23 protein-coding genes and 1 other annotated feature are annotated in these 23,912 nt (G+C 49.8%); all 23 genes read right to left on the bottom strand.

Translation table 11 applies throughout. The features are described from left to right. A partial coding sequence (tnpA, locus tag BMW55_RS07755; RefSeq protein ID WP_089967028.1) for an IS200/IS605 family transposase occupies positions 1–387 on the bottom strand: 387 nt, incomplete at its 3' end. A 51-nt stretch (positions 388–438) separates the two neighbouring features. Continuing rightward, positions 439–723, bottom strand: coding sequence for an NUDIX hydrolase (locus BMW55_RS07750; RefSeq protein ID WP_089966970.1), 285 nt, complete (start codon positions 721–723; stop codon positions 439–441). Between the two features lie 159 nt (positions 724–882). After that, complete coding sequence (gene ileS, locus BMW55_RS07745) at positions 883–3,663, bottom strand: isoleucine--tRNA ligase (protein WP_089967027.1); 2,781 nt, start codon at positions 3,661–3,663, stop codon at positions 883–885. A 45-nt stretch (positions 3,664–3,708) separates the two neighbouring features. Continuing rightward, positions 3,709–3,952, bottom strand: a binding site (T-box leader). A 57-nt stretch (positions 3,953–4,009) separates the two neighbouring features. Beyond that, positions 4,010–4,852 carry a DivIVA domain-containing protein gene (locus BMW55_RS07740; RefSeq protein ID WP_089966968.1) on the bottom strand — a complete coding sequence of 281 codons (843 nt, stop codon included), beginning with the start codon at positions 4,850–4,852 and terminating at the stop codon, positions 4,010–4,012. A 101-nt stretch (positions 4,853–4,953) separates the two neighbouring features. Next, positions 4,954–5,739, bottom strand: coding sequence for a YlmH family RNA-binding protein (locus tag BMW55_RS07735; RefSeq protein ID WP_089966966.1), 786 nt, complete (start codon positions 5,737–5,739; stop codon positions 4,954–4,956). Continuing rightward, a complete protein-coding gene (locus BMW55_RS07730) occupies positions 5,736–6,011 on the bottom strand; it encodes a YggT family protein (protein WP_089966964.1) in 276 nt (91 codons plus the stop codon). Before BMW55_RS07730 ends, BMW55_RS07735 begins: the two co-directional genes overlap by 4 nt. A gap of 36 nt (positions 6,012–6,047) precedes the next feature. Beyond that, a complete protein-coding gene (locus BMW55_RS07725) occupies positions 6,048–6,440 on the bottom strand; it encodes a cell division protein SepF (protein WP_089966961.1) in 393 nt (130 codons plus the stop codon). A 19-nt stretch (positions 6,441–6,459) separates the two neighbouring features. Further along, positions 6,460–7,161: a YggS family pyridoxal phosphate-dependent enzyme gene (locus tag BMW55_RS07720; protein WP_089966959.1), complete on the bottom strand. Its 702-nt coding sequence runs from the start codon at positions 7,159–7,161 to the stop codon at positions 6,460–6,462. Next, positions 7,149–7,988 (bottom strand): peptidoglycan editing factor PgeF, encoded by an 840-nt coding sequence (gene pgeF, locus BMW55_RS07715; protein WP_089966957.1) that lies wholly within the window; start codon positions 7,986–7,988, stop codon positions 7,149–7,151. Before pgeF ends, BMW55_RS07720 begins: the two co-directional genes overlap by 13 nt. 55 nt (positions 7,989–8,043) lie before the next feature. Then, the gene (locus BMW55_RS07710; protein ID WP_089967025.1) at positions 8,044–8,367 is read right to left on the bottom strand and encodes a YlmC/YmxH family sporulation protein; all 324 of its coding nucleotides are present in this window, start codon (positions 8,365–8,367) and stop codon (positions 8,044–8,046) included. Positions 8,368–8,444: 77 nt separating this feature from the next. Then, on the bottom strand, positions 8,445–9,977 hold the full coding sequence (locus tag BMW55_RS07705; protein WP_089966955.1) for a sodium:solute symporter family protein: 1,533 nt from the start codon (positions 9,975–9,977) through the stop codon (positions 8,445–8,447). A 345-nt stretch (positions 9,978–10,322) separates the two neighbouring features. After that, a complete protein-coding gene (gene sigG, locus BMW55_RS07700; protein WP_089966952.1) occupies positions 10,323–11,099 on the bottom strand; it encodes an RNA polymerase sporulation sigma factor SigG in 777 nt (258 codons plus the stop codon). A 72-nt stretch (positions 11,100–11,171) separates the two neighbouring features. After that, positions 11,172–11,894, bottom strand: coding sequence for an RNA polymerase sporulation sigma factor SigE (sigE, locus tag BMW55_RS07695; RefSeq protein ID WP_089966950.1), 723 nt, complete (start codon positions 11,892–11,894; stop codon positions 11,172–11,174). A 41-nt stretch (positions 11,895–11,935) separates the two neighbouring features. Beyond that, the gene (gene spoIIGA / locus BMW55_RS07690; RefSeq protein WP_089966947.1) at positions 11,936–12,841 is read right to left on the bottom strand and encodes a sigma-E processing peptidase SpoIIGA; all 906 of its coding nucleotides are present in this window, start codon (positions 12,839–12,841) and stop codon (positions 11,936–11,938) included. Between the two features lie 168 nt (positions 12,842–13,009). After that, the gene (gene ftsZ / locus BMW55_RS07685) at positions 13,010–14,167 is read right to left on the bottom strand and encodes a cell division protein FtsZ (RefSeq protein ID WP_089966945.1); all 1,158 of its coding nucleotides are present in this window, start codon (positions 14,165–14,167) and stop codon (positions 13,010–13,012) included. 57 nt (positions 14,168–14,224) lie between these two features. Next, positions 14,225–15,463, bottom strand: coding sequence for a cell division protein FtsA (gene ftsA / locus BMW55_RS07680; RefSeq protein WP_089966942.1), 1,239 nt, complete (start codon positions 15,461–15,463; stop codon positions 14,225–14,227). A 662-nt stretch (positions 15,464–16,125) separates the two neighbouring features. Then, positions 16,126–16,857, bottom strand: a complete 732-nt coding sequence (locus BMW55_RS07675) for a cell division protein FtsQ/DivIB (RefSeq protein WP_170839811.1) — start codon at positions 16,855–16,857, stop codon at positions 16,126–16,128. Between the two features lie 137 nt (positions 16,858–16,994). Further along, positions 16,995–18,266, bottom strand: coding sequence for a UDP-N-acetylglucosamine 1-carboxyvinyltransferase (murA, locus tag BMW55_RS07670; RefSeq protein WP_089966939.1), 1,272 nt, complete (start codon positions 18,264–18,266; stop codon positions 16,995–16,997). A gap of 14 nt (positions 18,267–18,280) precedes the next feature. Continuing rightward, on the bottom strand, positions 18,281–19,189 hold the full coding sequence (gene murB / locus BMW55_RS07665) for a UDP-N-acetylmuramate dehydrogenase (protein ID WP_089967023.1): 909 nt from the start codon (positions 19,187–19,189) through the stop codon (positions 18,281–18,283). 118 nt (positions 19,190–19,307) lie between these two features. Further along, on the bottom strand, positions 19,308–20,423 hold the full coding sequence (gene murG / locus BMW55_RS07660) for an undecaprenyldiphospho-muramoylpentapeptide beta-N-acetylglucosaminyltransferase (RefSeq protein WP_089966937.1): 1,116 nt from the start codon (positions 20,421–20,423) through the stop codon (positions 19,308–19,310). A 23-nt stretch (positions 20,424–20,446) separates the two neighbouring features. Then, the gene (gene spoVE / locus BMW55_RS07655; RefSeq protein ID WP_089966936.1) at positions 20,447–21,547 is read right to left on the bottom strand and encodes a stage V sporulation protein E; all 1,101 of its coding nucleotides are present in this window, start codon (positions 21,545–21,547) and stop codon (positions 20,447–20,449) included. A 37-nt stretch (positions 21,548–21,584) separates the two neighbouring features. Beyond that, the gene (murD, locus tag BMW55_RS07650; RefSeq protein WP_089966934.1) at positions 21,585–22,961 is read right to left on the bottom strand and encodes a UDP-N-acetylmuramoyl-L-alanine--D-glutamate ligase; all 1,377 of its coding nucleotides are present in this window, start codon (positions 22,959–22,961) and stop codon (positions 21,585–21,587) included. Further along, positions 22,961–23,905: a phospho-N-acetylmuramoyl-pentapeptide-transferase gene (mraY, locus tag BMW55_RS07645; RefSeq protein WP_425283828.1), complete on the bottom strand. Its 945-nt coding sequence runs from the start codon at positions 23,903–23,905 to the stop codon at positions 22,961–22,963. Before mraY ends, murD begins: the two co-directional genes overlap by 1 nt. Positions 23,906–23,912: the final 7 nt, after the last annotated feature.

Here is a 23,912-nt window from a genome sequence, read left to right as displayed (position 1 = left end):
AGTCTCCATGTACTGATTAACAACTTCCAGCGTGACCGTTCCAACGGTCGCAACAAAATAGGAGTTGGTCCAAAGGGATGGGATTCGTGATTTCAAATGTGGAAACTCTTGCCTCAATACTCGCGATGTGAACCCTTTGAGATGTTTAACTGCCCTGTGGATCCCAAACTGCGGGTCACATTGGATGAGCAAATGCACATGATCAGGCATGATCTCCATACTTGAAATCGTAACTTCCAGCTCCCTTGCTTTTTCCATGAACAGCTCTTTCAGCCGATCACTTACTGGTGGAACCAGCACTTTCCGTCGATACTTGGGACAAAAAACAATATGATACTTGCAATCGTACACGACATTTCGATTACTTTGAACCGTTCTCAAATTCATCACCTATTTGCCAATTTTACAACGAATATTAGATATGTTCAAGATATCTAATTAAAAGAACAAAAAAAGAGAGCAAAAGATGGTCAGGCTTGGGAGAGGGGAAATCCATCCCTCCCTCGCCTGACGCTCGCTCTCATCCCCATAGCTGAAGCCAGGGGTTTTCTCGCTCGCAAAGATATAAGTTTCACCTTTCTCAACTCCACCTCCCACTGTAAACCAAACCGCTTTTCCATTGGGATTTTCTGTACTAACACAGGTTTGATCTATCATTTTAAATAATAAAAGATGGTTGAATTCATTGAGTAAAAGTATACGAGTTGTTTTACGGATGTTCATTTAAGTTAAGCTCCTTTTCTATTTTCTCCCGATCCTTCAAATTCGCTGATACCCTTGAAGAAAAGAAAAGGGATGTCCCTCTCTACGTAATGTACGTTCAGGACACCCTTCAATGATCGTATGGTTTTTCAAAAAACCAGGCCTTTTATATGCTGGATCTTATACAACCTCCGCCCCCGCTTCCGGATAATGCTCCCGTACGATCGAAGCACAACGGTCGCACAGAGTCGGATGATCTTCATGTTTGCCCACCGTCGGGGAGAATACCCAACAGCGTTCACATTTCTCCCCTTCCGCCGCGTTTACTTTGACAAGCACCTTTTTGTCCGCCGGAACATCGGCAGACGGCTGGTGTACATGGACCTGCGATACGATGAACAATTGATCCAACTCGTCCTCTTTGCTCAGCAGTTCATAAACCTTGGAGTTTGGAGTCAGTTCAACGGATGCGCCCAACGAGTTGCCGATCAATTTGGCCGCACGTGCTTCTTCCAGCGCCTTGAGCACTTCGTCACGAATCTCGAGCAATTGGTCCCATTTGGATTCCAATGACTCATCAACGTATTGCGGATTTACCTCTGGGAATAACGTCAGTTGAACGCTGACTTCCCGGACGCCAGGGGTATGCTTCCACACTTCATCCGCCGTATGGGGAATCAGCGGGCTGACGATTTGTACCAGGCTGACCAGCATTTCATACAGAACGGTCTGTGCCGAACGGCGGATCGGCGAAGAAGCCGGCAACACATAAAGGCGATCCTTCAGCACATCCAGATAAAACTGGCTCAGAAAAACGGTACAGAAATGGTGGACCTGATAATAGACTTGATGGAACTCATAATGGTCATATGCCTTTGTGACACGCTCAATCAATCGTTGCAGCTTGCTCAAGGCATAACGATCCAGCTCGGTCATTTCGTTTACATTTACCCGGTCTTGGTCCGGATCAAAGCCGTTTAAGTTCCCGAGCAGGAAACGGAATGTGTTGCGCAGTTTGCGGTATACCTCGGCGATCTGCTTCAAAATGGCATCAGAAACTCGTACATCCGCCTGATAGTCCACTGATGCCACCCACAGGCGCAGGATATCCGCTCCGTACTGCTTGACCACCTTGGCCGGTTCAACAACGTTTCCGAGCGATTTGGACATTTTGCGGCCTTCCCCGTCCAGGATGAAGCCGTGGCTCAGCACTCCCTTGTAGGGCGCCCGGCCCCTGGTGGCAACAGCCGTGGATAATGATGAGTTAAACCAGCCGCGGTATTGGTCAGATCCTTCCAGGTATAAGTCGGCCGGCCACCTCAACTCTTCCCTTTGTTCCAGAACGGCGGCATGGCTGCTTCCCGAATCAAACCACACGTCCATGGTATCCGTTTCTTTCCGGAAACGTTCGCTGTTACATTTGGAACAACGCTGACCTTCCGGCATCAATTCATTCACATCTTTGGCATACCACGCCGATGAGCCTTCTTCGGCAAACAAGCTGGCGATGTGTTCGATCGTCTCTTCCGTGATATGCGGTGTGCCGCATTCTTCACAGTAGAAAATCGGGAGCGGAACACCCCAAACACGTTGCCGGGAAATGCACCAGTCGCCCCGGTCTGCAATCATGTTGTGCATCCGCACTTCTCCCCAGGATGGGGTCCATTTTACATTCTTGATCTCCTGAAGCATCTCTTGACGGAAACCGTCAACCGAGGCAAACCATTGCTCCGTCGCCCGGAAGATCACCGGCTTTTTCGTCCGCCAATCATGCGGATATTGGTGTGTGATAAACGTCAGCTTCAACAGGCAGCCGACTTCTTCCAGCTTTTCGGTCACTTTTTTGTTGCCGTCTTCGTAAAAGAGGCCTTCAAACCCGGGAGCTTCGGCAGTAAACCTACCTTTTCCGTCTACGGGGCAGAGAACGCCCAGCTTGTATTTTTGACCCAGCACAAAGTCCTCTTCACCGTGACCGGGAGCCGTATGTACACACCCGGTTCCGGCATCCAAAGTGACATGATCCCCAAAAATGATGGGGCTCTCACGGTCGTAGAATGGATGCTGACAGATCACGCCTTCCAATTCTTTGCCCTTAAACGTAGCCACTGTGGAGTATTCGCTGATTTCAGCGGTTTTCATTACCTCATCCACCAGCTCCGTCGCCATCAGCAGCTTCCGGTCACCCGCCTGGACCAGGCTGTAATCAAATTGTTCATTCAGAGCGATCGCCAGGTTTGCAGGAATGGTCCACGGCGTGGTCGTCCAGATGACCACATAGCCGTTCTCTTCCGGCAGAATCCCCTTCCCCTCTTTGACCGGGAAAGTAACATAAATGGATGGAGAACGCTTATCATGGTATTCGATTTCCGCTTCTGCCAGAGCCGTTTCTGAAGAGGGGGACCAGTAGACGGACTTCATGCCCCGATAGATGTGCCCCTTTTTCACCATTTCGCCGAAGACGCGGATTTGCGCTGCTTCATACCTGGGTTCCAGGGTGATATAGGGACGGTTCCAATCCCCGCGCACGCCCAATCTCTTAAACTGCCCGCGATGTTGCTCCACAAAGGAGAGGGCATACTCCTTGCACATCTCACGGAATTGAACGGGATCAACGCTTTTTCGGTCCACTTTTTTCTTGGTTACAATGGCATGCTCAATCGGCAGACCATGTGTGTCCCAACCCGGTACATACGGGGCGTCAAATCCTTTCAGGGATTTATAACGAACGATAAAATCCTTCAAGGTTTTATTCAAAGCATGGCCGATATGAATATCCCCGTTCGCATAGGGAGGTCCGTCATGCAGAATAAATTTCGGCCGTCCTTTTCTCTTTTCCTGCACTTGTCCGTAGATATCGATTTCGTCCCACCATTTTTGCATTTCCGGCTCTTTGACCGGCAGATTGCCTCTCATGGGAAAATCAGTTTTGGGTAGATTTAATGTTTTGCTGTAATCTGCCATTTTTTTCACTCCTTTGCCTCCAAATAAAAAAAACCTTCTACATCCTCTAGGGACGAGAAGGTTTCCCGCGGTACCACCCTAATGGTTTCGATTGTGCTTGAACAGGCGCCCAAGCCTTATATCGAATCCACTTTACCATCCGTAACGTGGATGACGCGGTCGACCTTACTCATGTTTCAGGTGACGGTTCCAGGGTGATTTTCGATAGAAGCTCGGATTAGGCTTACACCATCCCTAATTCGCTGAAACTCGAGTCCATCTATCTACTCTTCCCTTTCCTTACCTTTAGCCCTATTCGGTTGCTTCTATTATACAGGGTTCATGGATCCAGTGTTCATCGATGTATTTAAAACATGGCTTTTTTCTTCAGTTTGCGGGAAGTTCTGCGCAATTCGCGGCGCGGTTCATCCTCTTCTTCGAGATAGGAAGCGGCTACTTCATCCATTACATTCGTATCTTCCATATTTGGATATTCTTGATTGCGGAACTCGGAATTATGGAACTCTTGGGTTTGTTGTTCCATCAGCACCTCAGGTGACTGGTTGCGCTCAGCGTATTGCTCCAATTTCTTTCCGGTCTCTTCCAGATTGGTTTCCAGCTCCTCAAGCGATTCCCAATCGGAGTTTTCCAGGATATCCAAATGGGATTGCACAAGGGTACGGAAACGGGCGCGATAAACCGTTGCTTTTTGTTTGAGATCAAGCAGCTCGCTGTGAACGGCGCGCGCTTTTTGCAGTGCTTCGTTGATAATGCGGTCCGCGTTCTTCTCTGCTTCTTGTACGATTAGTTCCGCTTCTTTCTTTGCGTTTAAGCGTACTTCTTCCGCCACTTCCTGTGCCACACGAATCGACTTGTGGATGCTTTGCTCCATCGAAGACAGAGCGGCTGCCGAAGGTTGCAGGGCATGCATCGGCTCTTGCTGATAGCGTGGCTGCAATTGGTGCTGGGGAGTGCTTTGCGGCTGTACGGCCGGTTGCGGACTTGTCTGGAACATCGAGTCCCCTTCCATCAGGCGTTCCAATTCGGCTTGCAAGTCTTCCACCTGTTGTTCCAATTCCAGCTTTTCACGGGTCAACAGCTCGAAATCCTTGATAATCTGGTCGAGAAAATCATTCACTTCATCTACATCATAACCACGGAACGATCTTTTAAACTCTTTGTTGTGTATATCGTAAGGTGTTAGCGGCATGATCCGCACCTCCTGGAAAAATTGCTTCTCTCCTATTCGACAATATTAACAAATATCCTTCCGGAATTCTAGAACTATCATCCGTAAAATGGTGGAATCGTTTAGATGAAGGATGCTATTTGAACCAAATTTCTACCTTTCTTGGTCAGCCCTTCAATACTTTCTATGCGAACACGCCCATATCCTCTCAGCGAAATCATATCTCCTGCTTCCAGGGAATAATCCGGTTGATCAACGATTTTCCAGTTTACTTTGCATTTTCCGTTCTTAATCAGAGCGGCCGCCTTTGCTCTGGAAATCCGACAGGCTTCGGAGACCAGCGCATCCACGCGCAGAGAAGCAACCGTAACCGTACGCAGAGAAAACTTTTGTTCCGGCAGTACGAGATCATCGCGGGATATCTCATTTATAGTAACATGGTGACGCCCGACTTGTCCAAGCTGTATGCGAACAAATTCGCACATTTCACGGGCGATGACCACATCCGCCCCCGATGAGTGCGGAATGATGTCCCCCACCCGCTCCCTTTTGATGCCCAAACCGAGAACGGCGCCCAGGACATCCGGATGTTCCAACCGGTTTCCGGTGACTGTCTCCAGGCGCAAAAAAGAAAGGCGAAACAGTTCGGGGTCCGCCGTGACATAAGAAGGTCCCACCACGGCTCGTTTCCTTTCCGCAGACGGAAAACCCCCGTCTTGAAACAAGACGAGTTCGGGCTCTCTTCGTGCCAAGGTGGATAAGATATATTGCTCCCGGGGATCCAAAAACGGGGTTGTTACCGGTTGGTACTTGTCCAGAGCACGGCTGATCAGATCCAGTGACCGCTCGATAAACGGCCTCTCCTCCGGTCTGAAATGGGCAAATATCTCCGGGCTGAGCAGACTCATGTCACCGCTCCCACGATCCAAAAGATGACGGTAACAACTCCTACTTTCACAAAATGCAGGGCAAACAGCGCCGCAATCGGGGATAGATCCAGCACGCCGATGGGGGGGATAAACCGCCGGAACACGGACAGATATGGTTCAACCAGCCGGCCCAGCAAAACGCCCACCGGCGATGCTTGGACATTCGGCAACCATGAGAGCAGGATGTAGATAAAGATCATGATATAGTAAATGTTGAATGCCCAATCAATGACGGTGATAACTGTGTTCATGAAAAAATGGTCACCTCAATCCTTGGCTCATCAGTCTCAATCGTCTTGCAAAATCTCCGTAATCGTTCCTTGAATATCCACGTTGGCAGGTGTACAGATAAAAATTTGCGGGCCCAACTTCTGGATGTTTCCTCCAAGAGCGTATACCGTACCGCTTAAAAAGTCAACGATCTTCATTCCCACATCTCTGCGGACGCGCTGCAAATTGACGACCACCGGGCGATGACTTTTCAAGTTATCAGCGATTTCCTGCGTTTCCTCAAATGTTCTCGGCTCAAACAGAACCAGGCGAATATTTTTTTGCGTATGCAAGGACACGATGTTGCTTTTTCCTTTCGCCGGAACAGAAGAATCCTGTTCCAATCCTTCTTCATATTCCTCTTCTTCGGTCACACCGAAAAAACCCATGATCCGGTCCATCAAAGTCATTTGGAATCGCCTCCTTACCTCATCCTCCCCGTTTCCCTTCTCCTACTAACACAGACCCCAGACGGATCCAGGTAGCTCCTTCTTCGATGGCTATTTCAAAATCTTGAGACATACCCATCGATAGATGAGGAACTTGCAGGCGGGGATGGTTCAGCCGTTGGATTTTTTCCTGCAAATGCTTTAACTCGCGAAAAACCGGACGTACTTCTTCCGGATCTTCAGCGATCGGGGCCATTGTCATCAGGCCGACAATCTCGATAGAAGATAAATTCGCCACTTCCAAGGCAAATTCTTCTAATTCCTGAGGAGAAATTCCAAATTTCGTATCTTCCCCCGCAACATTTACCTGAATAAATGCACGAAGGGGACCTGATTGTTGTTGTTTGATTCTGCGTTCGATTTCCTGCGCCAAAGAAAAACGGTCCAGCGAATGCAGATATGTAAAGCGTCCCACCACGTCTTTTACTTTATTGCGTTGCAGGTGCCCGATAAAATGCCAGGTTCCCCGGTTGCCGAGTTCCTTCCACTTGGGCAGGGCGTCCTGGACCCGGCTTTCACCGATATGTTCCAGACCCAGATCCAGAATACGGGAAGTTGCTTCCATGTCTACATATTTCGTTACCGCCACCACATGAACCCCGTTAGGATCCCGACCGACTCGGTGACATGCTTTCTCGATCCGCTCTTGAATCTGTTTCCACCGGTTTTTCAGTTCCTCCATCCGGATCCCCTTTCCACTTTTGCAATCCAAGCTACCATACGTCCTGTTTTTCCGCCGTCACGGCGATGGGAATAAAAATAATCCGCATCACAGCTTGTACACCATTGACTGCGTAAAATATGCTCGGGTAAAACCCCTGCCTGTTTCAATATTTCTTCGTTGGCTTTCTTTAGATCCAGCTGCCACTTCGCCGGAACATGACTGATCGCGACTTTTTCCAGGGCTGCGGCATCGGGAAGCGCTTTGCGGAGCGGTTCCATCACCCGCTCATCCACTTCATAACAGCATGCGCCAATCGACGGGCCAATCGCGGCGCGGATGTTGTCGCGGTTGGCCCCGAGGCTCACCAGATGCCGGACCATGTTTTCAGCCATTCCGTTTACGGTTCCCTTCCAACCGGCATGGGCCACTCCCACATAGTCAATATCGGGGCTGTAAAAATATAACGGCACACAATCCGCATAATAAGAAGCGAGCAGGATGTCCGTTTCTCCTGTAATCATGCCATCCGTTTCAGGAAAAGCGGACTCACGCGAAGCTCGCCCTTTTCCGCGATCTTGGGTTGTCACATGTTTGATATGAACACCGTGAACTTGTTCTCCGCAGGTCCACGCGGAAAACGGCATCCCCAATTGCTCCGCCAACTGTTCACGGTTCATGATCACTTGCTCAGGATGGTTTCCCACATGGAGTGCATAATTGCGACAATCTATATCTTCACCAAGTTTTCTGGCACTGAAACCCACAATCAAATGAGGAAATTCCTTTTCCCAAGCCACCAGGGAAAAATAGGGAATTTCAGCGTCCCGGTACTTGAAAGGTTCCATCGATTCGTTCCCCTCCTCGTTTCATATTACCATATCTTTGAACATTGACAAAGAGCTACAAATTGTTCTCATCAACGGGAAGGTTTAACATCCGTTTATTTTCATGATAAAGATCCGACACCCTGTGATCCAGTCGGACCAGAATCACATCCGACCCGATCTTAACGATTTGTTTCCAGGGAATTACCCATTCCTGCCCCCCGGCAAACCAACCAAACCATTTCGTCTCTCCCGGCACGACGATCGCCCGAATGATTCCTTGCCGCAAATCCAATTCCAAATCATAGATTTGCCCCAATTTCCGGCCGTCGGATATATTCACCACATCTTTCGCTTGCAATTCCGAAATCTTCAAGGCAGATTCCCTCCGATTGATCATCAAGGAAATATTTTACTTCCATATATATTCCTGAAACGGTCAAAATGTCCAAGAGGCGGAAATAAAAACCCATTCCCTCAGAAAGGGAAATGGGTCGATGATCGATCGTCCGTACTCCGGTTCGAAGCATGGCCGTTTTCTGAATCATCATTGAGGGAATCGATGAAAGCGCTGACTTCAGGCTTCACTTCCTGCTTCCGTTTTAGCCAGCCAATGAGGATAAACAGAATGGCGGATACGAGCACCGGAGCAGCAACCGTAGTCGCAGTGCCTGACTCGAACACATATTTCACCACCGCAAATGCCGAGATCCCTCCGGCCCATGAAACGATCGCCGCCGTTGCATCACTATGCCTGAAGAGCGGCAAAAGCCCCAAAATCATCGGAACGGACGCAGGGCCTACCAGGGCGCCGAACCAGACGATCAACAAGTCCAAAATTCCTCCAAAAGTGCCGGCATTCATCGCCACAATCAAGGTGAATAAAATGAATGCCACCGTGGTGATCCGTGCGGCTCTTAAGGCAGGTTTTCCCTTCAACCCGCGAAACTTCCCGGAGATGACCGGCATGATGTCACGGGTGACAACAGCCGTAATCGCATTTGCATCCGATGTCGTCATCGCCATCGTATGTGCAAACATGGAAGCCAACACCAGCCCCACCAATCCGGGCGGCAAAAGCTCTTTGGCCATGACGGAATACGACTGGGTCGGATCCTCCAGTGAAGGAAAAAAAAGCGGGGCCGCCCACATCGGGAAAAACAGGATCAACGGCCAAATGAGGTAGAGCGCCGCGGAGAGAAAGGCCGCCTTTCGGGCATCCGATCCCTTTGGTGCCGCGATAAAGCGCTGGGCCAAATTCCAGGTTCCCCCATTGTAGCTTAAAAAACCGATCAATAAATAGGCGAGCACAAATCCAATCGTATAAGGACCGGCAAAAGGAGCGCTGTGTTCCGGCGGCAACCGATCCCAAAGTCCCGGGATCGACTGAATTCCCCCTAATTTATCCACAACGATGATAAACATAGCCGCTCCGGCGACCAGTTGAACGACAAATTGGGCAAAATCAGTCAAAGCATCGGCCCACAGGCCGCCAATCGTGATGTAGAAAAGAGAAATCAGACCGGAGAGGATAATACCGGCCGTGATCGGCACACCGGCAAAGACATTTAATATGACCGCGATGGCCGCCCATTTGGCTCCGACGTCAAAAATCTTCAGCAGTACACCGCTCCACGCCATCAATTGCTGGGTTGGCACATTGTATCTGACGGCCAAATACTCCATCGGGGATTCAACCGACAATCTTTGCCGCAAACGCGACCAACGGGGGGCAATATAAATGGCCCCCAGAAAAACAGCCAATGAAATGGGTACCGCCCACCAAACATAGAGGGTGAACCCATATTCATAGGCAACTCCGGCATAGGCGACAAAAACAGCTGCGCTATAGCCGGACATATGATGAGAGATCCCGGACAGCCACCAGGGCATTTTACCGCCCGCCGCGAAGAAATCCTGCGTATCCTTCACTTGACGAAATGACCAGATGCCGATGATGACCATTAACCCAAAATAGAGTGCCATCACCAACCAATCTGCCGGTAACAATTCTTTGCCCCTCCCATCGGTGAACCGAGGACTTGTTATTCTCAAACTATCATATTAAATCAAATAATTCAATTATTTTATAATATTATGTTCATATCAAAGCACAACAAATCCGGTCGGATCGGGCTCAAATGATATCCGTGAGAACCCGAGAAATGTCCGCAAAACTCTTACAAGCTTTGGATATCGTCAACAAGTTCAGGCAACCCACTGTTGAAAAATGTTCGTCTCCATCCAGTGCCCGTGCAATGGCATGCGGAAGGGTATCCTCCCTGCTAACCAGGGGAGAGAAGCGCGGTGTATGTAAGCACAAAAAAACCCAGTCGTACTGGGTCAAATGATTTCTCAATTAATAAATTTATTCATTTGATGGATCGCAGCTTTTTCCAGACGGGAGACTTGTGCCTGGGAAATTCCGATTTCTTCCGCCACTTCCATTTGCGTTTTCCCTTCAAAAAAGCGCATGGATAATATCATTTTTTCTCGGTCATTCAATCTCTCCAGTGCTTCTTTTAAGGCAATTTCTTCGATCCATTGCACATCTTTGGTCCGGTCGTCCTTCAGCTGGTCCATGACAAAGATCGGGTCGCCGCCATCCTGATAAACAGGTTCAAACAGGGAAACCGGGTCCTGAATGGCGTCTAAAGCAAACACCACATCTTCCTTTGGAACATTCAGTACCTCGGAGATCTCGTGAATCGTTGGTTCGCGCGAATGACGGTTCGTGAGTGAATCCCTTACTTGCAGAGCTTTATAAGCGATATCCCGGAGTGAACGGGAGACTCGAATGGGATTGTTATCTCTCAAGTAACGCCGGATCTCCCCGATAATCATGGGCACTGCATAAGTGGAAAACTTTACATTTTGACTGAGATCAAAATTATCGATGGCTTTCATCAGTCCGATACAGCCGACCTGGAATAAATCGTCTACACACTCCCCGCGGTTGTTGAATCGTTGAATGACACTGAGCACCAGACGCAAGTTGCCGTTCACCAGCTTTTCCCGGGCGGAGCGGTCGCCGGCCTGCAATTCCTTGAACAGTTCGCGCATCTCCTGGTTTTTCAGTACAGGGAGTTTGGATGTGTCTACGCCGCAAATTTCCACTTTGTTACGTGCCATGAATTCTGTCCTCCTCAGGATGGATTCATGTTAAGTATCTCCTGAGCAGGGAAATTTATAATGAGCAAGAAATTAAACCATTTTATTGAATTCTTTACGCAATCTCTTAATAATTCTCTTTTCCAGACGCGAAATATAAGATTGCGAAATTCCCAGAAGATCGGCCACGTCTTTTTGCGTCTTCTCTTCTCCCCCGTCCAAACCAAAGCGCAAAACCATAATTTTGCGTTCCCTGTCTGAGAGATTGGATAAAGCTGTCCGCAAAATCTTCTTATCTACTTCATCTTCGATATCCCGGTAGATGGTATCATTGTCGGTTCCCAACACATCGGAAAGAAGGAGTTCATTTCCGTCCCAATCCGTATTGAGCGGCTCATCGAAGGAGACTTCGGAGCGAATTTTGTTATTGCGCCGCAAAAACATAAGTATTTCGTTTTCGATGCAGCGTGAAGCATAAGTGGCCAGTTTGATCTTTTTCCCTGGATCAAAAGTATTGACTGCTTTAATGAGTCCGATGGTGCCGATGGAAACGAGATCTTCAATGTTGATGCCAGTATTTTCAAACTTGCGCGCAATGTAGACGACCAGGCGCAGGTTCCGCTCGATGAGCATCGCTCGAACAGCAGTGTCTCCGCTGGGCAGCCGATTCAGCAAATGCTCTTCTTCTTCACGGCTGAGGGGAGGCGGCAGGGCTTCACTTCCGCCTATATAGTAAATTTCCTCCCCTTTTAAGCCCATTTGCATTAAAATCCGATACCAGAACAGTTGCAAAAAAAGCTTCCACCTGACGATCATACAGTTGGCCCCCCTTAAAAAATTGTGATCGGCAAAAACGGTCAAACGGACAAGCAAGAGGGATGAATAATCGCTTGGTATGTCCCGTCGGACGACAGATGTCCGACATCTATACCTATGAGAACTCTGTCAACATTATTCCACTTGTTTTCTTGCAGAATTTGTACATGATCCGGTTTAAAGGCAATCATCATGTTTCCTTTGCTTCCGGCCGCCCGATAAGGAATCACCCGAACTCTTGCCATCCACTCCGGCGGCAACATCAGCCAGCCTTTTTCCCAGTCATTTGCCTCTGCCATTTCCTTCAGTTCGTGAGGAATCCAGGATTTGATCCGCTCCAGTTCCACCATCATCACCGGTGTACGGGTCATCGGATCGCGCAGCTGGTTTCCGGTGTCTACTAAACCTGTGCACTCCAATTCTTTTCCGTCGATGAAAATTTTGACCCGGGTGAGGAATTGATGAACAGATTGCCTTTCATTGAGCGAACGGAGTGAAAACCTCGTATAAGCCCAGACAAGCGGAAAACCGAACAAAATCAGTAACCAGGATACGGGCGATCCCCATCCCTTAGATGATTGGGTAAAAAAAACTCCTCCCGCCACCTGGCTGTCACCTGTGATCACATAATGAAGAGCGATCATCGCACCGCCCGCGATAAAGCACACCAGATAAAAGACTCCCAAATTTCTCAAATAGGCGAGTGGATGGCAGAATCCGTAAGCGACCCATACCATCACCATCGAGACCAGGATTTTAACGGGAAAAAAGTAGGCAAGTGAAAATACCGGCCAAAGGTGGAGCATCGAATAGATGCCGCCCACCATCGCCGCCAACAAAAGCCGCCAGTACGAAGTTTTCTGTTTGCGAATCCCGGATGTCAGCCAGAGCAGCAAAAAATCTATGCATCCATTGAGGAGGAAAATGAGATCCGCATAGACGGTCATTCAGCTTTTCCCTCCTCCTGTTGGAAGTGAGATTAGTATATATTAATCTTTATTTCAAAGTCTGTCTAAACTTGCCAGCAAAGAGTGACTTTTTTCGTCGAATCTTCAACTTTGAAAGCAAAAGAAAAACCCGGGAACCATGCCGGAACCCGGATTACTGGTCTGAGATTATTTGTTTTTCCCGAATTTATTGCGCAAGAAGGTTGGAACTTCCAAATTGGCATAGGAATCAAAGGGCGATTTCTCAACCTTATTTTCCTCTTTCGCAAATGAATGAAAGACCGGATCGTTCTTATAGGTTGGATCCGCACTGAAAATCGGTTTGCTTTTGCCTTTGCTCGGCTGTTGAGTCGCCGCCTTTTCCTGTTGTTTATGATCAAAGCCGGTGGCAATGACCGTAACCAAAATCTCATCTTTCAAGTCTTCATTGATCACGGCACCGAAGATCATATTTACTTCCGGATCGGAGGCAGAGGCGACGATATCTGCAGCTTCATGCACTTCATACAAGCTGAGGTTGGTACCGCCGGTGATATTCATCAAGACACCGCGCGCCCCGTTGATCGAGGTTTCGAGGAGCGGGCTGCAGATCGCTTTTTTCGCCGCCTCCGCCGCGCGGGATTCGCCGGTGGCCGTACCGATTCCCATCAGTGCCGAACCTCGTTCTGTCATGATCGTTCTCACATCGGCAAAATCCAAGTTGATCAGCCCGGGAACGGCGATCAAATCGGAAATGCCTTGCACACCCTGTCGCAACACATTGTCTGCTTCACGGAAAGCTTCCAACATGGGTGTGTTTTTATCCACAATTTCGAGCAGACGGTCATTTGGAATCACAATCAGGGTGTCCACATTTTCTTTCAGGGCGGCTACCCCTTGTTCAGCCTGGGTGGCCCGTTTTCTTCCCTCAAACGTAAACGGCCGGGTCACCACGCCCACGGTCAAAGCTCCCAGGTCGCGCGCGATGGCAGCAATCTCAGGTGCCGCTCCTGTGCCTGTTCCGCCGCCCATTCCCGCGGTGACAAAAACCATGTCTGCCCCTTTTAATACATTCTCTATTTGTTCCCGGCTTTCTTCGGCCGCCTTTTTTCCGATTTCCGGTTTGGCTCCCGCTCCCAAGCCGCGGGTCAGCTTTTCGCCGATTTGCAGCCGGATGGGGGCTTTGGAACGGTTTAAGGCTTGGGCGTCGGTATTGACAGCAATAAACTCCACGCCCTGAACTCCGGCTTCAATCATGCGGTTGACCGCATTGCTACCGCCGCCACCGACACCGATCACTTTAATCTGGGCAATTTGTTCAATATCATCCAAGTCAAAATTCAACATCTCTTGTCCCTCCATTAATTTTTTAATCTGAAAGGATGTAGCGATTGCCGACACGCACTAGATAAATTCACTCAGCCAATTTTTGACTCGTTCCAGCGGCGAAGGGCCCCGCTGTTTTTTCTGACGGGGAGGGTGAGCCGGCCTGGATTCCGATGCCTGAGGAATGCCGCGTTTTTGAAGATATTGAATCATCCCGACGCCACCGGTATAGGAGGGTTCCTTCATTCCTATATTCTTCGGTGTCGCGATCCGAACGGCAGTGCCCAATTGTTTTTGTGCCACATGAATAATATGCGATGTTGCCATCACACCGCCCGTCAAGACATACCCTCCAGCAGGTTCATCAGAAAAGCCCATCGCTTTTACATGTTGCCGGATCAAGTGAAACATTTCTTCGATACGCGGTTCGATGATTTGGGCCAATTCAAACTGAGAGACCGTTCGCTCCCTGCTGGAGCCAATCGTCTTTACCTGAAAAGTTTCTTTGCTGGATGCATGTTCTCTGCTGGCAACCCCATATTTGCACTTGATTTCTTCAGCGGCCTCGGTATGGGTCCGCAAACCAATGGCGATATCATTGGTTATGTATTCGCCGCCGATCGGGATGACCGAAGTTCCGACCAGATGACCCTGTTGGAATACGGTCAGCGTGGTCGTTCCGCCTCCAATATCAGCCATGACAACTCCGAGATTTTTTTCATCGGTCGACAGGCACAGCTCACTGACCGCCAGAGGTAAAAAAATCATTCCGGCAATGCTCAAGCCCGCTTTTTCGACGCAACGCAACATATTGTGAATAATCGTCTTGGTCCCGGTCACGATGATTGCGTCTACTTCCAACCGAACACCGATCATGCCGTGAGGATCACGTATATCGTCCAAGCCGTCGACGATAAACTGTTTGGGTACCACTTCGATGATGGCCCGTTCCGGCGGCAAGGCAATGACTCGAGCAGCTTGCAGCACGCGGTCGATATCCTGAAAGCCGATTTCCCTGTCTTCGCTCGATACCGCTACCACTCCGTGGCTGGATTGCAAAGAGACATGATTTCCCGATACGCCCACATAAACCTCAGAAATCTCTATGCCAACCATCCGCTCGGCGTGATCCACAGCCTCTCGGATAGATTGTACCGCTTGGTCGATATTGATGATGGCTCCCTTCTTCATCCCCTTGGATTTTGCTGTCCCGACGCCCACGATCTGTGTAGTTCCGTTTGAGTTCACTTCTGCGACAATCACGCGTACTTGTGAGGATCCTATGTCTAAGCTGATGATGAATTCTTCTGTGCTCAAGTCTGGGCACCTCCTTGCCCGAGATCGATATCATGATGAAGGACATGAATGTTGTTTTTAATAAAGAGGGATACGAAGGAAATCACTTACAAACCTAATTCAACAGCAGGCAAGCTGAACCCTTTTAAACACTCAACTTTTCTCTCCCGCGGTTTTGTATATTTTTACTGTCAAAGTATAACTGGCTGTAAGCCCGCAGATTTCGGTCGCGGGGTGAAAGAAAGGTTACTTGCCCGGCATCCCCTTTTAAGGGATGGTAAGAGCAACCAATTTTGTGTATAATCGAACATATGAGCGTGTTCCTCCACCGGCATTGGGATCGTTCCTGACGCCATGGTGTGGGTTTCCGGCGGTGAACATATCTCTCCCACCGGGTAAACTCCTTGCGCTCAGAATGGGCATGAGAGTGAGTGAAGAGGACCAGAACGCCGACAATCCGCAGGATTTCCTTCGCTCTCAGGCGTTCCGCCGTAATGCAACAAGCGTTGTAGAACGGATGCAACGGAATGATGCGACAACCCTGCTTGTCCTTGCTTGAGAAGGACTTGGGAGTGGTCCAAAGCAGAAATGGATGGAGAACGTTAACTACCCAAGCATCCCGGTGCGAAGCCTCCTGAAGCGGCTTCAGTCTTGTGGAATCTCAAATGATTGAGAAGAATTCCTCATGAGCTGTTCTGATTTGTTTCAGGTGAAAACCATATGCTTTGAAGCAAATACAGCGTACCGCGGGGATGGTCTTTAAATGAGGGATAATAGCTCATTTTTTTGTGTAAATCAGCCGCTCTCACAAAGACTAGATGATGGCGCCTGGTTAACATTTGCACCTGATCTTCGTGGTCAGCAACGGGTTTCAACACTCGGATTTCTCTTCTGATCCCGGTTGACAGCATGGCCAGCTTCTGTGCTGCCAGTTTAAAAGCAGGACTGGATGCCGTCCACCCTTCGAATACAGGCCTGTCCTCCCTCCACAGTGACACCGGGCGGTGAGTCAGGACGGACCCGTCAGCGAGGACCGGGTAAACGGTTCCTGCTGAAGTTCTGAAAAAGGCGATGGACGCCTCCTCTTTCACCTGTATGTATACCTTATTCGGAAAAACTTTTCTTACATGAGCCTCTTTGATCTCCGGCAATGTTTCGAGAGCATGTTCAAGTGCTTCAGCGTTGACATGAAAGTATGAAACGCCTTTCATCAAACGAGTGTTTCTGAGTATTTCCCGTTCCGAGAGCAGTTGGTTGCCCGAAATCTGAATCTCCTTAATTTCACTGAGCGGGGAACGCAAAAACAGGATGAGCAACATTCCCGTAAAAAACAAGAAGATGAAACCGAAAGCCCAAGGAGACGGGGAATGCTTTTTTCCTACCCGCAAGCGAAAAGGTGGAACCCGCCCTTCCATGGTGGACTCTCCTTTCGTCTCCATACCGCTTTATCTATCCAAAAATTACTTTAGTCTTCCCTATATATTACCACAAATATAATAGGTTAGAAGAGCTTTTAACAGAAAAAACAGCGGCACTGCTTCAGTGCTACTGTTTAAGAAGAAGACGGGTCTATCTTTTTGCGGGTGATGTCAGCGCCCAGTTGGCTGAATACATTTTCCAGCTGGTAGTATCCGCGGTCGATATGTTCAATACCTTTTACAATCGTCGTCCCTTCTGCTGCCAGCCCGGCAATGGCCAAAGCGGCTCCGGCACGCAAATCAGTGGCTGTGACCACGGCACCGCACAATTTCGGGAGGCCGCGAATGATGACCGTGTTATCCTCGATATGAAGATCCGCACCCATCCGCCTCAATTCAGGCACGTGTTTCAGCCGGGATTCAAATATTTGTTCCGACAATCGGCTGGTTCCCTCGGCAAGAGAGAGCGAAGCCATCATCTGGGGCTGCATATCCGTAGGAAAGCCGGGGTACGGTTCAGTCACCACATGATCAAGAGCCTTTAAACGACGGGAAGCTCGAACCCAAAGGCGTTCCCGTTCGATCTCCATTTGCAGGCCGGCGCGTTTCAGAAGCTCCAAAACGCTGGTCAAGTGCTCCGGCACCACATGCTCCAGCACCATTTCCCCGCCCGTTGCCGCTGCTGCTGCCACCAATGTACCCGCCACAATGCGGTCCGGTATGATCTGGTATGAGATGGATCTTAGTTCCCTGACTCCATGAATGACGATCACGGAACTTCCGGCCCCTTGAATATTGGCTCCCATTTGATTCAGGAAATTTTGAAGGTCGATGATTTCCGGTTCCCTGGCCGCATTGATGATGGTCGTTTTCCCTTTGGCGAGTACCGCGGCCATCATCACATTTTCCGTGGCCCCCACACTCGGAAAGTCGAGTACGACTTCCGCGCCGGTCAGATGTGATGCCGAACAATGAATGACTCCATCTTCCTCCCGGATCTCCGCTCCCAGCTTGGTTAAACCTTTGAGATGGATATCAATCGGCCGGTTGCCGATCGCACATCCTCCCGGCCTTGTTACACTGACACGGTTTAAGCGAGCCAAGAGGGGGCCCATAAGAAAGATCGAGGAACGCATCCGGCTCATCAAATCATCAGGAATGTGGGAAATTTGGATGGAATTCGTATTTACCTCCATCTTGGTACCGGTTCGTCGGATTTTCGCTCCCAACGCTTCAAGGATCTTGCACATAGTCGAAATGTCCGTTAGATCCGGTACCCCGTCAATTTCGTGTTTCCCCCCGGATAACACAGTGGCCGCCATAATTGGCAAGGCAGCATTTTTTGCTCCTTGAACACGAACGGAACCAGACAATGGCTTTCCACCTTTGATGACGAAATGCTCCAAAACGCCACCTCCGATTACCCTTCACCCACCACTTGAACTTCCGGTTCTAACGTAACGGAAAATTTTTCTTCAACCGTTTTGATGATGTGTTCAATGAGTGTCAGCACATCGTTTGCCGTTGCCTGTCCCCGGTTAATTATAAAGTTTGCGTGTAACGTCGATACTTCCGCATCCCCAATCCGGTAGCCCTTCAGCCCGGCTTCCTGAATCAGCCTTCCGGCATGATCCCCGGGAGGATTGCGGAACACACTTCCGGCACACGGAAATTGAAGTGGTTGTGTTTTTCTTCGACGATCCTTAAAACTAGCCAGTGCAGAAGCAATTTTCTTCTTATCCCCCATCTTCAGCTCAAATGTGGCTTCCGTCACAATGCCACGAAGTTCCTTTTGCAAGATAGAGGTACGATAGCGAAATTTGAGTTCTTCGTTGGAAAGGGTTAACCATTCTCCGCTTTCGGTGAGGATCTCGGCGGAGGAGAGGACTTCAGAGATTTCAGAGCCGTGCGCACCGGCATTCATGTAAACAGCCCCTCCCACATTCCCCGGAATCCCTCCGGCAAACTCCAATCCGGTCAGCCCGTATTTGGCCGACATCGAAGCCAGAAGAATGGTAGAGTAGCCTCCACCTGCAGTTATTCGGGGACCGTCTGCCCTGAAGTAGTTAAATCCTTCATCCAGTTTAAAAACAACGCCCCGAATGCCTCCGTCTCGTACCAACAAATTGGACCCACGCCCAATGACTCTCCAGGGCACTTGATGTTTATAAACGATCTTCATGGCCCGTTCTAACTCTTCTTTGTTATGGGGATAGATCATCAGATCGGCTGGTCCGCCAACTTTCCATGTTGTGTGGCGGGACAATGGTTCATTGACTCTCACGTCTTGTACTCCGCATGTGGCTAATTCCGCTAAAATCTTGTTGATCACAGTCGTCCCTCCTCACTCGATGAAGTGCGGATTGTTTCCACCCGAGATTGGTTTAACATAGTTTATGCCAGTGAGCGTTTTATGTGACGCATGCCCACTGGCTTCGAACCTTTTTTTATTGAACTCCGGCAAGAGAGATTTTTTCCAGTTCATCCACCAACACCTCAGCTGCTTGTGGACGGCCCAATTTGCGAGCCGCTTCACTCATCTCATGATGCAGTTCAGGGTTTTCAATCAATCTTTTCACCTCTGCCCACAGGTTTTCACCGGTACACTCGCTTTCCAGAAGCATCTTGGACGCTCCCTGTTCCTGAAGCCAGCGGGCATTGGCTTCTTGATGATTGTTCGTGACATAGGGGGACGGAATCAGAATAGACGGCAGTCCCAAAGATGTCAATTCGGCAAGTGTAGATGCGCCTGCCCGGGCCACTACCAGGTAAGTGGCAGCCAGCACATCCGGCATGTTGTAAATAAACGGGAGAACTTCCAGATTGGGGCATTCATCCTGGCCGATGCGCGAACGAATCGCTTCATAATGGATTTCTCCTGTTACGTAGACAAATTGAACTTGGGGCAGTTCTTTCATGCGGGGAATCATTTGCAAAACAGCTTCATTGATCGCCTTGGCTCCCCGGCTGCCGCCAAAGAAGAGAACGATGGGGCGATGAAGATCCGAAATCCCCAGTGATTTTCTCCCTGCCGCGGCATTGGCTTGTACCACTTCCGTCGCCCTCGGATTACCCGTAAAAACGATGCGGCGTGCATGGGTCAGATATTTTTGTGACTCCTCCAGACTGATGGCCACCACATCGGCAAAGCGGGATAAAAATTTGGTCGTCAGTCCCAGAACCACATTTTGCTCGTGGATCAAAGTGGGAACCCCCAGTTGATGGGCGGCATACACCGCCGGGCCGCTGACATATCCACCGGTTCCAACCACCGCATCCGGCCGGAACTCTTGTATGTATTCTTTTGATTTTTTCACCGCACGAATGAACTTGCGAATCGTGTTCACATTTTCCCAGGAGATGCTTCTTTTAAACCCCTGGATCTCCACTGTGTAAAAACGGATGTTTCCTTCTTTGGGAACGATTTTGGACTCCAGGCCGTTTTCTGTTCCAATATAAGCAATCTCTACATCAGGATATCTCTTCTTCACGGCTCTGGCAATGGCTAAGGCGGGATAAATATGCCCGCCGGTTCCTCCTCCGGACAGCAGAATTCTTTTCATTTATTTTCCCCTCCGCTTCATGCTTACCGTCGAGTAAAACGGGATAGATTGAGCAATACACCAACGGCAACCAACGTCAAGGTGAGTGAGGACCCTCCGTAACTTAAGAAAGGCAAGGTGATCCCCGTTACCGGAAAAGCACCGGATACGACTCCGATATTGATGACAGCCTGGATCATGATCATCGCAGTGATCCCGGTTGCGACCAGGCTGGAAAACAGATCGGGAGCTCCGATCGCAACCCGGAGGCCCCTCCAGACCAGCACTGCGAATAAGATAATGACTGTCCCTGCGCCCAAAAAGCCCAATTCTTCCGCCAGGATGGAGAAAATAAAGTCCGTATGCGGCTCAGGGAGATACAGATGTTTTTGCCGGCTTAAACCGAGGCCCGCTCCCAACAGCCCTCCGGGACCGATCGCATACAGGGATTGAATGATCTGATAGCCCGCCCCACGCGGATCTTGCCACGGATTGAGAAAAGCGGTAATCCGTTGAATACGGTAGGGAGCAGCTAAAATCAGTGCGACAAAGCCGGCCACTCCCAGCATGATAAAGCCAAACAGATGCTTCATCCTCGCCCCCGCGGCAAAGATCAGGACGATTCCTGTGCCCACCAGGACTGTTCCTGTACCCAAATCGGGCTGGAGCATGATCAGGGCAAAAGCGGCTCCCAGAACAGCAAGCCCCGGCAAAAAGCCTGTGCTAAACTTCGTTATTTGGTAATCCGGCCGGGAAAAAGTCTTGGCGAGGAATGCGATCATCGCCAATTTCATAAATTCCGAGGGCTGAATGCTGAATGCCCCGATGCCCAGCCAGCTTCGCGCACCGTTCCTTAAAATCCCCACACCGGGGATCAGCACAACGATCAGCAAAATAAAACAGAATATAAGACCGGGTGTAGCCCATTCGTACAACTTTTTCGGATCGAGGTTTGCAATCAGGAACATCAAAAAAACGCCCAAAGCGGCAAATAGCAATTGTCGCTTTGCGAAATAAAACGGATCTCCGTATTTGTGATATGCAAAAGAAGCGCTAGCACTATAGACCATGATCACGCCGATCGCCAATAAAAGGAGAATGGCGCTTACAATCACAAAGTCGGGAGAAGTTCGCATTTTATTCATGGGCGTTTTCACCTCTTAAAAATTGGGCAAGCTTTTCCTATATTTGAAGACTATGCACAGCTTGTTTAAATATGCTTCCCCGCTCTTCAAAAGAGGTGTACATATCCCAACTTGCACAAGCAGGAGACAAGAGCACGACATCTCCCGGTCCGGCGAGGCGGCTGGCCAGTCCGACTGCCTCCGTCACATCCGTGGCGGTATGCCGTTCCTCAATTCCCGCCTCTTTGGCCCGTTCCATAAATATGGACTTGGTCTGGCCATAGGCAATCACTGCTTTCACCCGCTCCTTGAGGACGGGAACCAGTTCCTTGAAATCAACGCCGCGGTCCAACCCCCCGGCAATTAAAACGACCGGTTCTTCAAATGATTGCAAGGAGTGGATGGCCGCCTGGGCATTGGTCGCTTTGGAGTTGTTATAATACTGCACTCCCTGAATGGTCGCCACATGCTCCAGCCGGTGCTCCACCCCGCGGAAGGTTCGCAAGGTTTCTTCAACGGCGGAAACGGGGCAACCGCAAGAAAGAGCCAGGGCAGTCGCAGCCAGCGCGTTCTCCAGGTTAAAGTCTCCCCGCAGTGCGATTTCTTTCACCGGTAAAATCTTTTGTTCAGCCTGTCCCGGCAGACGGGCGACGATCCATCCCCCGCAGACGAACACTCCCTGCTCAACCTGCTCTTTCCGGCTGAACCATAAAATCCGGCCGGCGATGGACTCACCGATTTGCCGGCAAACTTCCGAATCAAAATTTAGCACCGCCACATCTTCCGGAGTTTGATTTTGGAAAATGCGCTTTTTCGAAAAGATATAGTCTTCCATCGTCTCATGATAATCCAGATGGGCGGGCACCACGTTCAACAGAGCAGCTGCTTTCGGCCGGAACTTTAACGTACCTTTCAACTGGAAGCTGCTGAGTTCGGCAACCAGCCACTGGTCAGCCGTTACTTCCTGCACCACATCGGTCAGTGCTTGTCCGATATTTCCGGCCACCACCGCTTTCAATCCACCGGCATTCAGCATTTTCCCAACGAGGGTCGTTGTGGTCGTCTTCCCGTTGGAGCCCGTGATTCCAACAATGGGAGCTTGCGACAGCCATCCGGCGATCTCCACTTCCGTGACGACAGGGACCCCTTTGGCCAAGGCCTGTTTGACCGGCTTGGCCCGGTAGGGAATACCCGGGTTTTTCACCACAAGGTCGACGTGATCATGAATCAAATCATCCGGATGCTCCCCGCAAATCACAGGGACTCCCAACTCTTCGAGAATCCCTGCTTCGGGACATTGGGTACGCGGTTTTAAATCATTGGCAACCACTTTGGCCCCAAGCCCGTGCAGCAGTTTGGCAACAGCCAACCCGCTCCTTGCGAGGCCAAGTACCACAACCGTACGATTTTCCCAGTATTTCCAATCCCTATTCATCAAAAGAACACCTCGAGATAGACCCCTAATGCGGCAAGCAGAAAGCCGACAAACCAGAAGGTGGTAACCACCCGCCACTCGGACCAGCCCACTAATTCAAAGTGGTGGTGAAGCGGGCTCATGCGGAAAACCCGTTTCCCGCGAAGTTTGAAGGAAGTCACTTGGATCATGACCGAGAGCGTCTCAACCACAAAAATCCCGCCGATAATCGGCAACAGCAACTCGGTTTTCGTAATCACCGCCAGTGCTGCCAGACCGCCTCCCAGGGCCAGGGAGCCGGTATCCCCCATAAACACCTTGGCCGGATGGGCGTTATAAACTAAAAAGCCCAGGAGAGCTCCGACGACGGCGATGGAGAAAATGGTAACCGTTTGGTTGCTTTGATACCACCCGATAATAGCGTAGGCACCATACGCGCAGGCAGCCGTTCCGGCTAACAGGCCGTCCAAGCCATCGGTTAAATTTACCGCGTTGGAAGTCCCGATCATCATGAAGAGCAGGAGCGGCAAATAAAGCCAGTTGAGCTGAATGATCCAATCCGTACCCGGGATCGCCACTTCAAAGATGAATTTATCCGGCTGAGTCGCGCGAACCTGAAGAAGTACCCAGAATAAGACCAAACCGATAAAAAGCTGTCCCAATAACTTTTGGTTCGCAGTCAAACCGAGGCTTCTCTTCATCACTACTTTAATGTAATCATCTAAAAAGCCGATAATTCCATAACCGAGTGTGGCAAACAGCAGAAAGAACAGGTCAGCGTTGATCACTTTCTCTCTGCTTTCCAAGAGCGCCCAGCTGCTGAACGGAATGGCCGTAAGCACGACCGAAGTAAGGATGATCAATCCGCCCATGGTCGGGGTGCCTGCTTTTTTCAAGTGCGCTTGCGGCCCCTCTTCACGGATGCTCTGTCCAAATTTCAACCGCCTCAGCGTCGGGATAAACATCGGTCCT

This window comes from Lihuaxuella thermophila, assembly GCF_900110165.1.
GTDB lineage: Bacteria > Bacillota > Bacilli > Thermoactinomycetales > Thermoactinomycetaceae > Lihuaxuella > Lihuaxuella thermophila.
The sequence above is the reverse complement of the archived record's forward strand: the minus strand, read 5'-3'. Positions and strand labels throughout refer to the sequence as shown.

What these genes read in the sequence shown, in the direction of transcription:
- BMW55_RS07710 (WP_089967025.1), bottom strand. Translation starts at nt 8,367, where the DNA reads ATGATCAATCGGAGGGAATCTGCCTTGAAGATTTCGGAATTGCAAGCG.
- BMW55_RS07730 (WP_089966964.1), bottom strand. Translation starts at nt 6,011, where the DNA reads ATGAACACAGTTATCACCGTCATTGATTGGGCATTCAACATTTACTAT.
- spoVE (WP_089966936.1), bottom strand. Translation starts at nt 21,547, where the DNA reads ATGAATAAAATGCGAACTTCTCCCGACTTTGTGATTGTAAGCGCCATT.
- pgeF (WP_089966957.1), bottom strand. Translation starts at nt 7,988, where the DNA reads ATGGAACCTTTCAAGTACCGGGACGCTGAAATTCCCTATTTTTCCCTG.
- BMW55_RS07735 (WP_089966966.1), bottom strand. Translation starts at nt 5,739, where the DNA reads ATGAGTCTGCTCAGCCCGGAGATATTTGCCCATTTCAGACCGGAGGAG.
- ileS (WP_089967027.1), bottom strand. Translation starts at nt 3,663, where the DNA reads ATGGCAGATTACAGCAAAACATTAAATCTACCCAAAACTGATTTTCCC.
- spoIIGA (WP_089966947.1), bottom strand. Translation starts at nt 12,841, where the DNA reads ATGACCGTCTATGCGGATCTCATTTTCCTCCTCAATGGATGCATAGAT.
- murD (WP_089966934.1), bottom strand. Translation starts at nt 22,961, where the DNA reads ATGAATAGGGATTGGAAATACTGGGAAAATCGTACGGTTGTGGTACTT.
- sigG (WP_089966952.1), bottom strand. Translation starts at nt 11,099, where the DNA reads ATGGCACGTAACAAAGTGGAAATTTGCGGCGTAGACACATCCAAACTC.
- BMW55_RS07740 (WP_089966968.1), bottom strand. Translation starts at nt 4,852, where the DNA reads ATGCCGCTAACACCTTACGATATACACAACAAAGAGTTTAAAAGATCG.
- BMW55_RS07720 (WP_089966959.1), bottom strand. Translation starts at nt 7,161, where the DNA reads ATGGAGGAACTGAAAAACCGGTGGAAACAGATTCAAGAGCGGATCGAG.
- ftsZ (WP_089966945.1), bottom strand. Translation starts at nt 14,167, where the DNA reads ATGTTGAATTTTGACTTGGATGATATTGAACAAATTGCCCAGATTAAA.
- BMW55_RS07750 (WP_089966970.1), bottom strand. Translation starts at nt 723, where the DNA reads ATGAACATCCGTAAAACAACTCGTATACTTTTACTCAATGAATTCAAC.
- murG (WP_089966937.1), bottom strand. Translation starts at nt 20,423, where the DNA reads ATGAAAAGAATTCTGCTGTCCGGAGGAGGAACCGGCGGGCATATTTAT.
- mraY (WP_425283828.1), bottom strand. Translation starts at nt 23,905, where the DNA reads ATGTTTATCCCGACGCTGAGGCGGTTGAAATTTGGACAGAGCATCCGT.
- BMW55_RS07675 (WP_170839811.1), bottom strand. Translation starts at nt 16,857, where the DNA reads ATGGAAGGGCGGGTTCCACCTTTTCGCTTGCGGGTAGGAAAAAAGCAT.
- sigE (WP_089966950.1), bottom strand. Translation starts at nt 11,894, where the DNA reads ATGATCGTCAGGTGGAAGCTTTTTTTGCAACTGTTCTGGTATCGGATT.
- BMW55_RS07725 (WP_089966961.1), bottom strand. Translation starts at nt 6,440, where the DNA reads ATGACTTTGATGGACCGGATCATGGGTTTTTTCGGTGTGACCGAAGAA.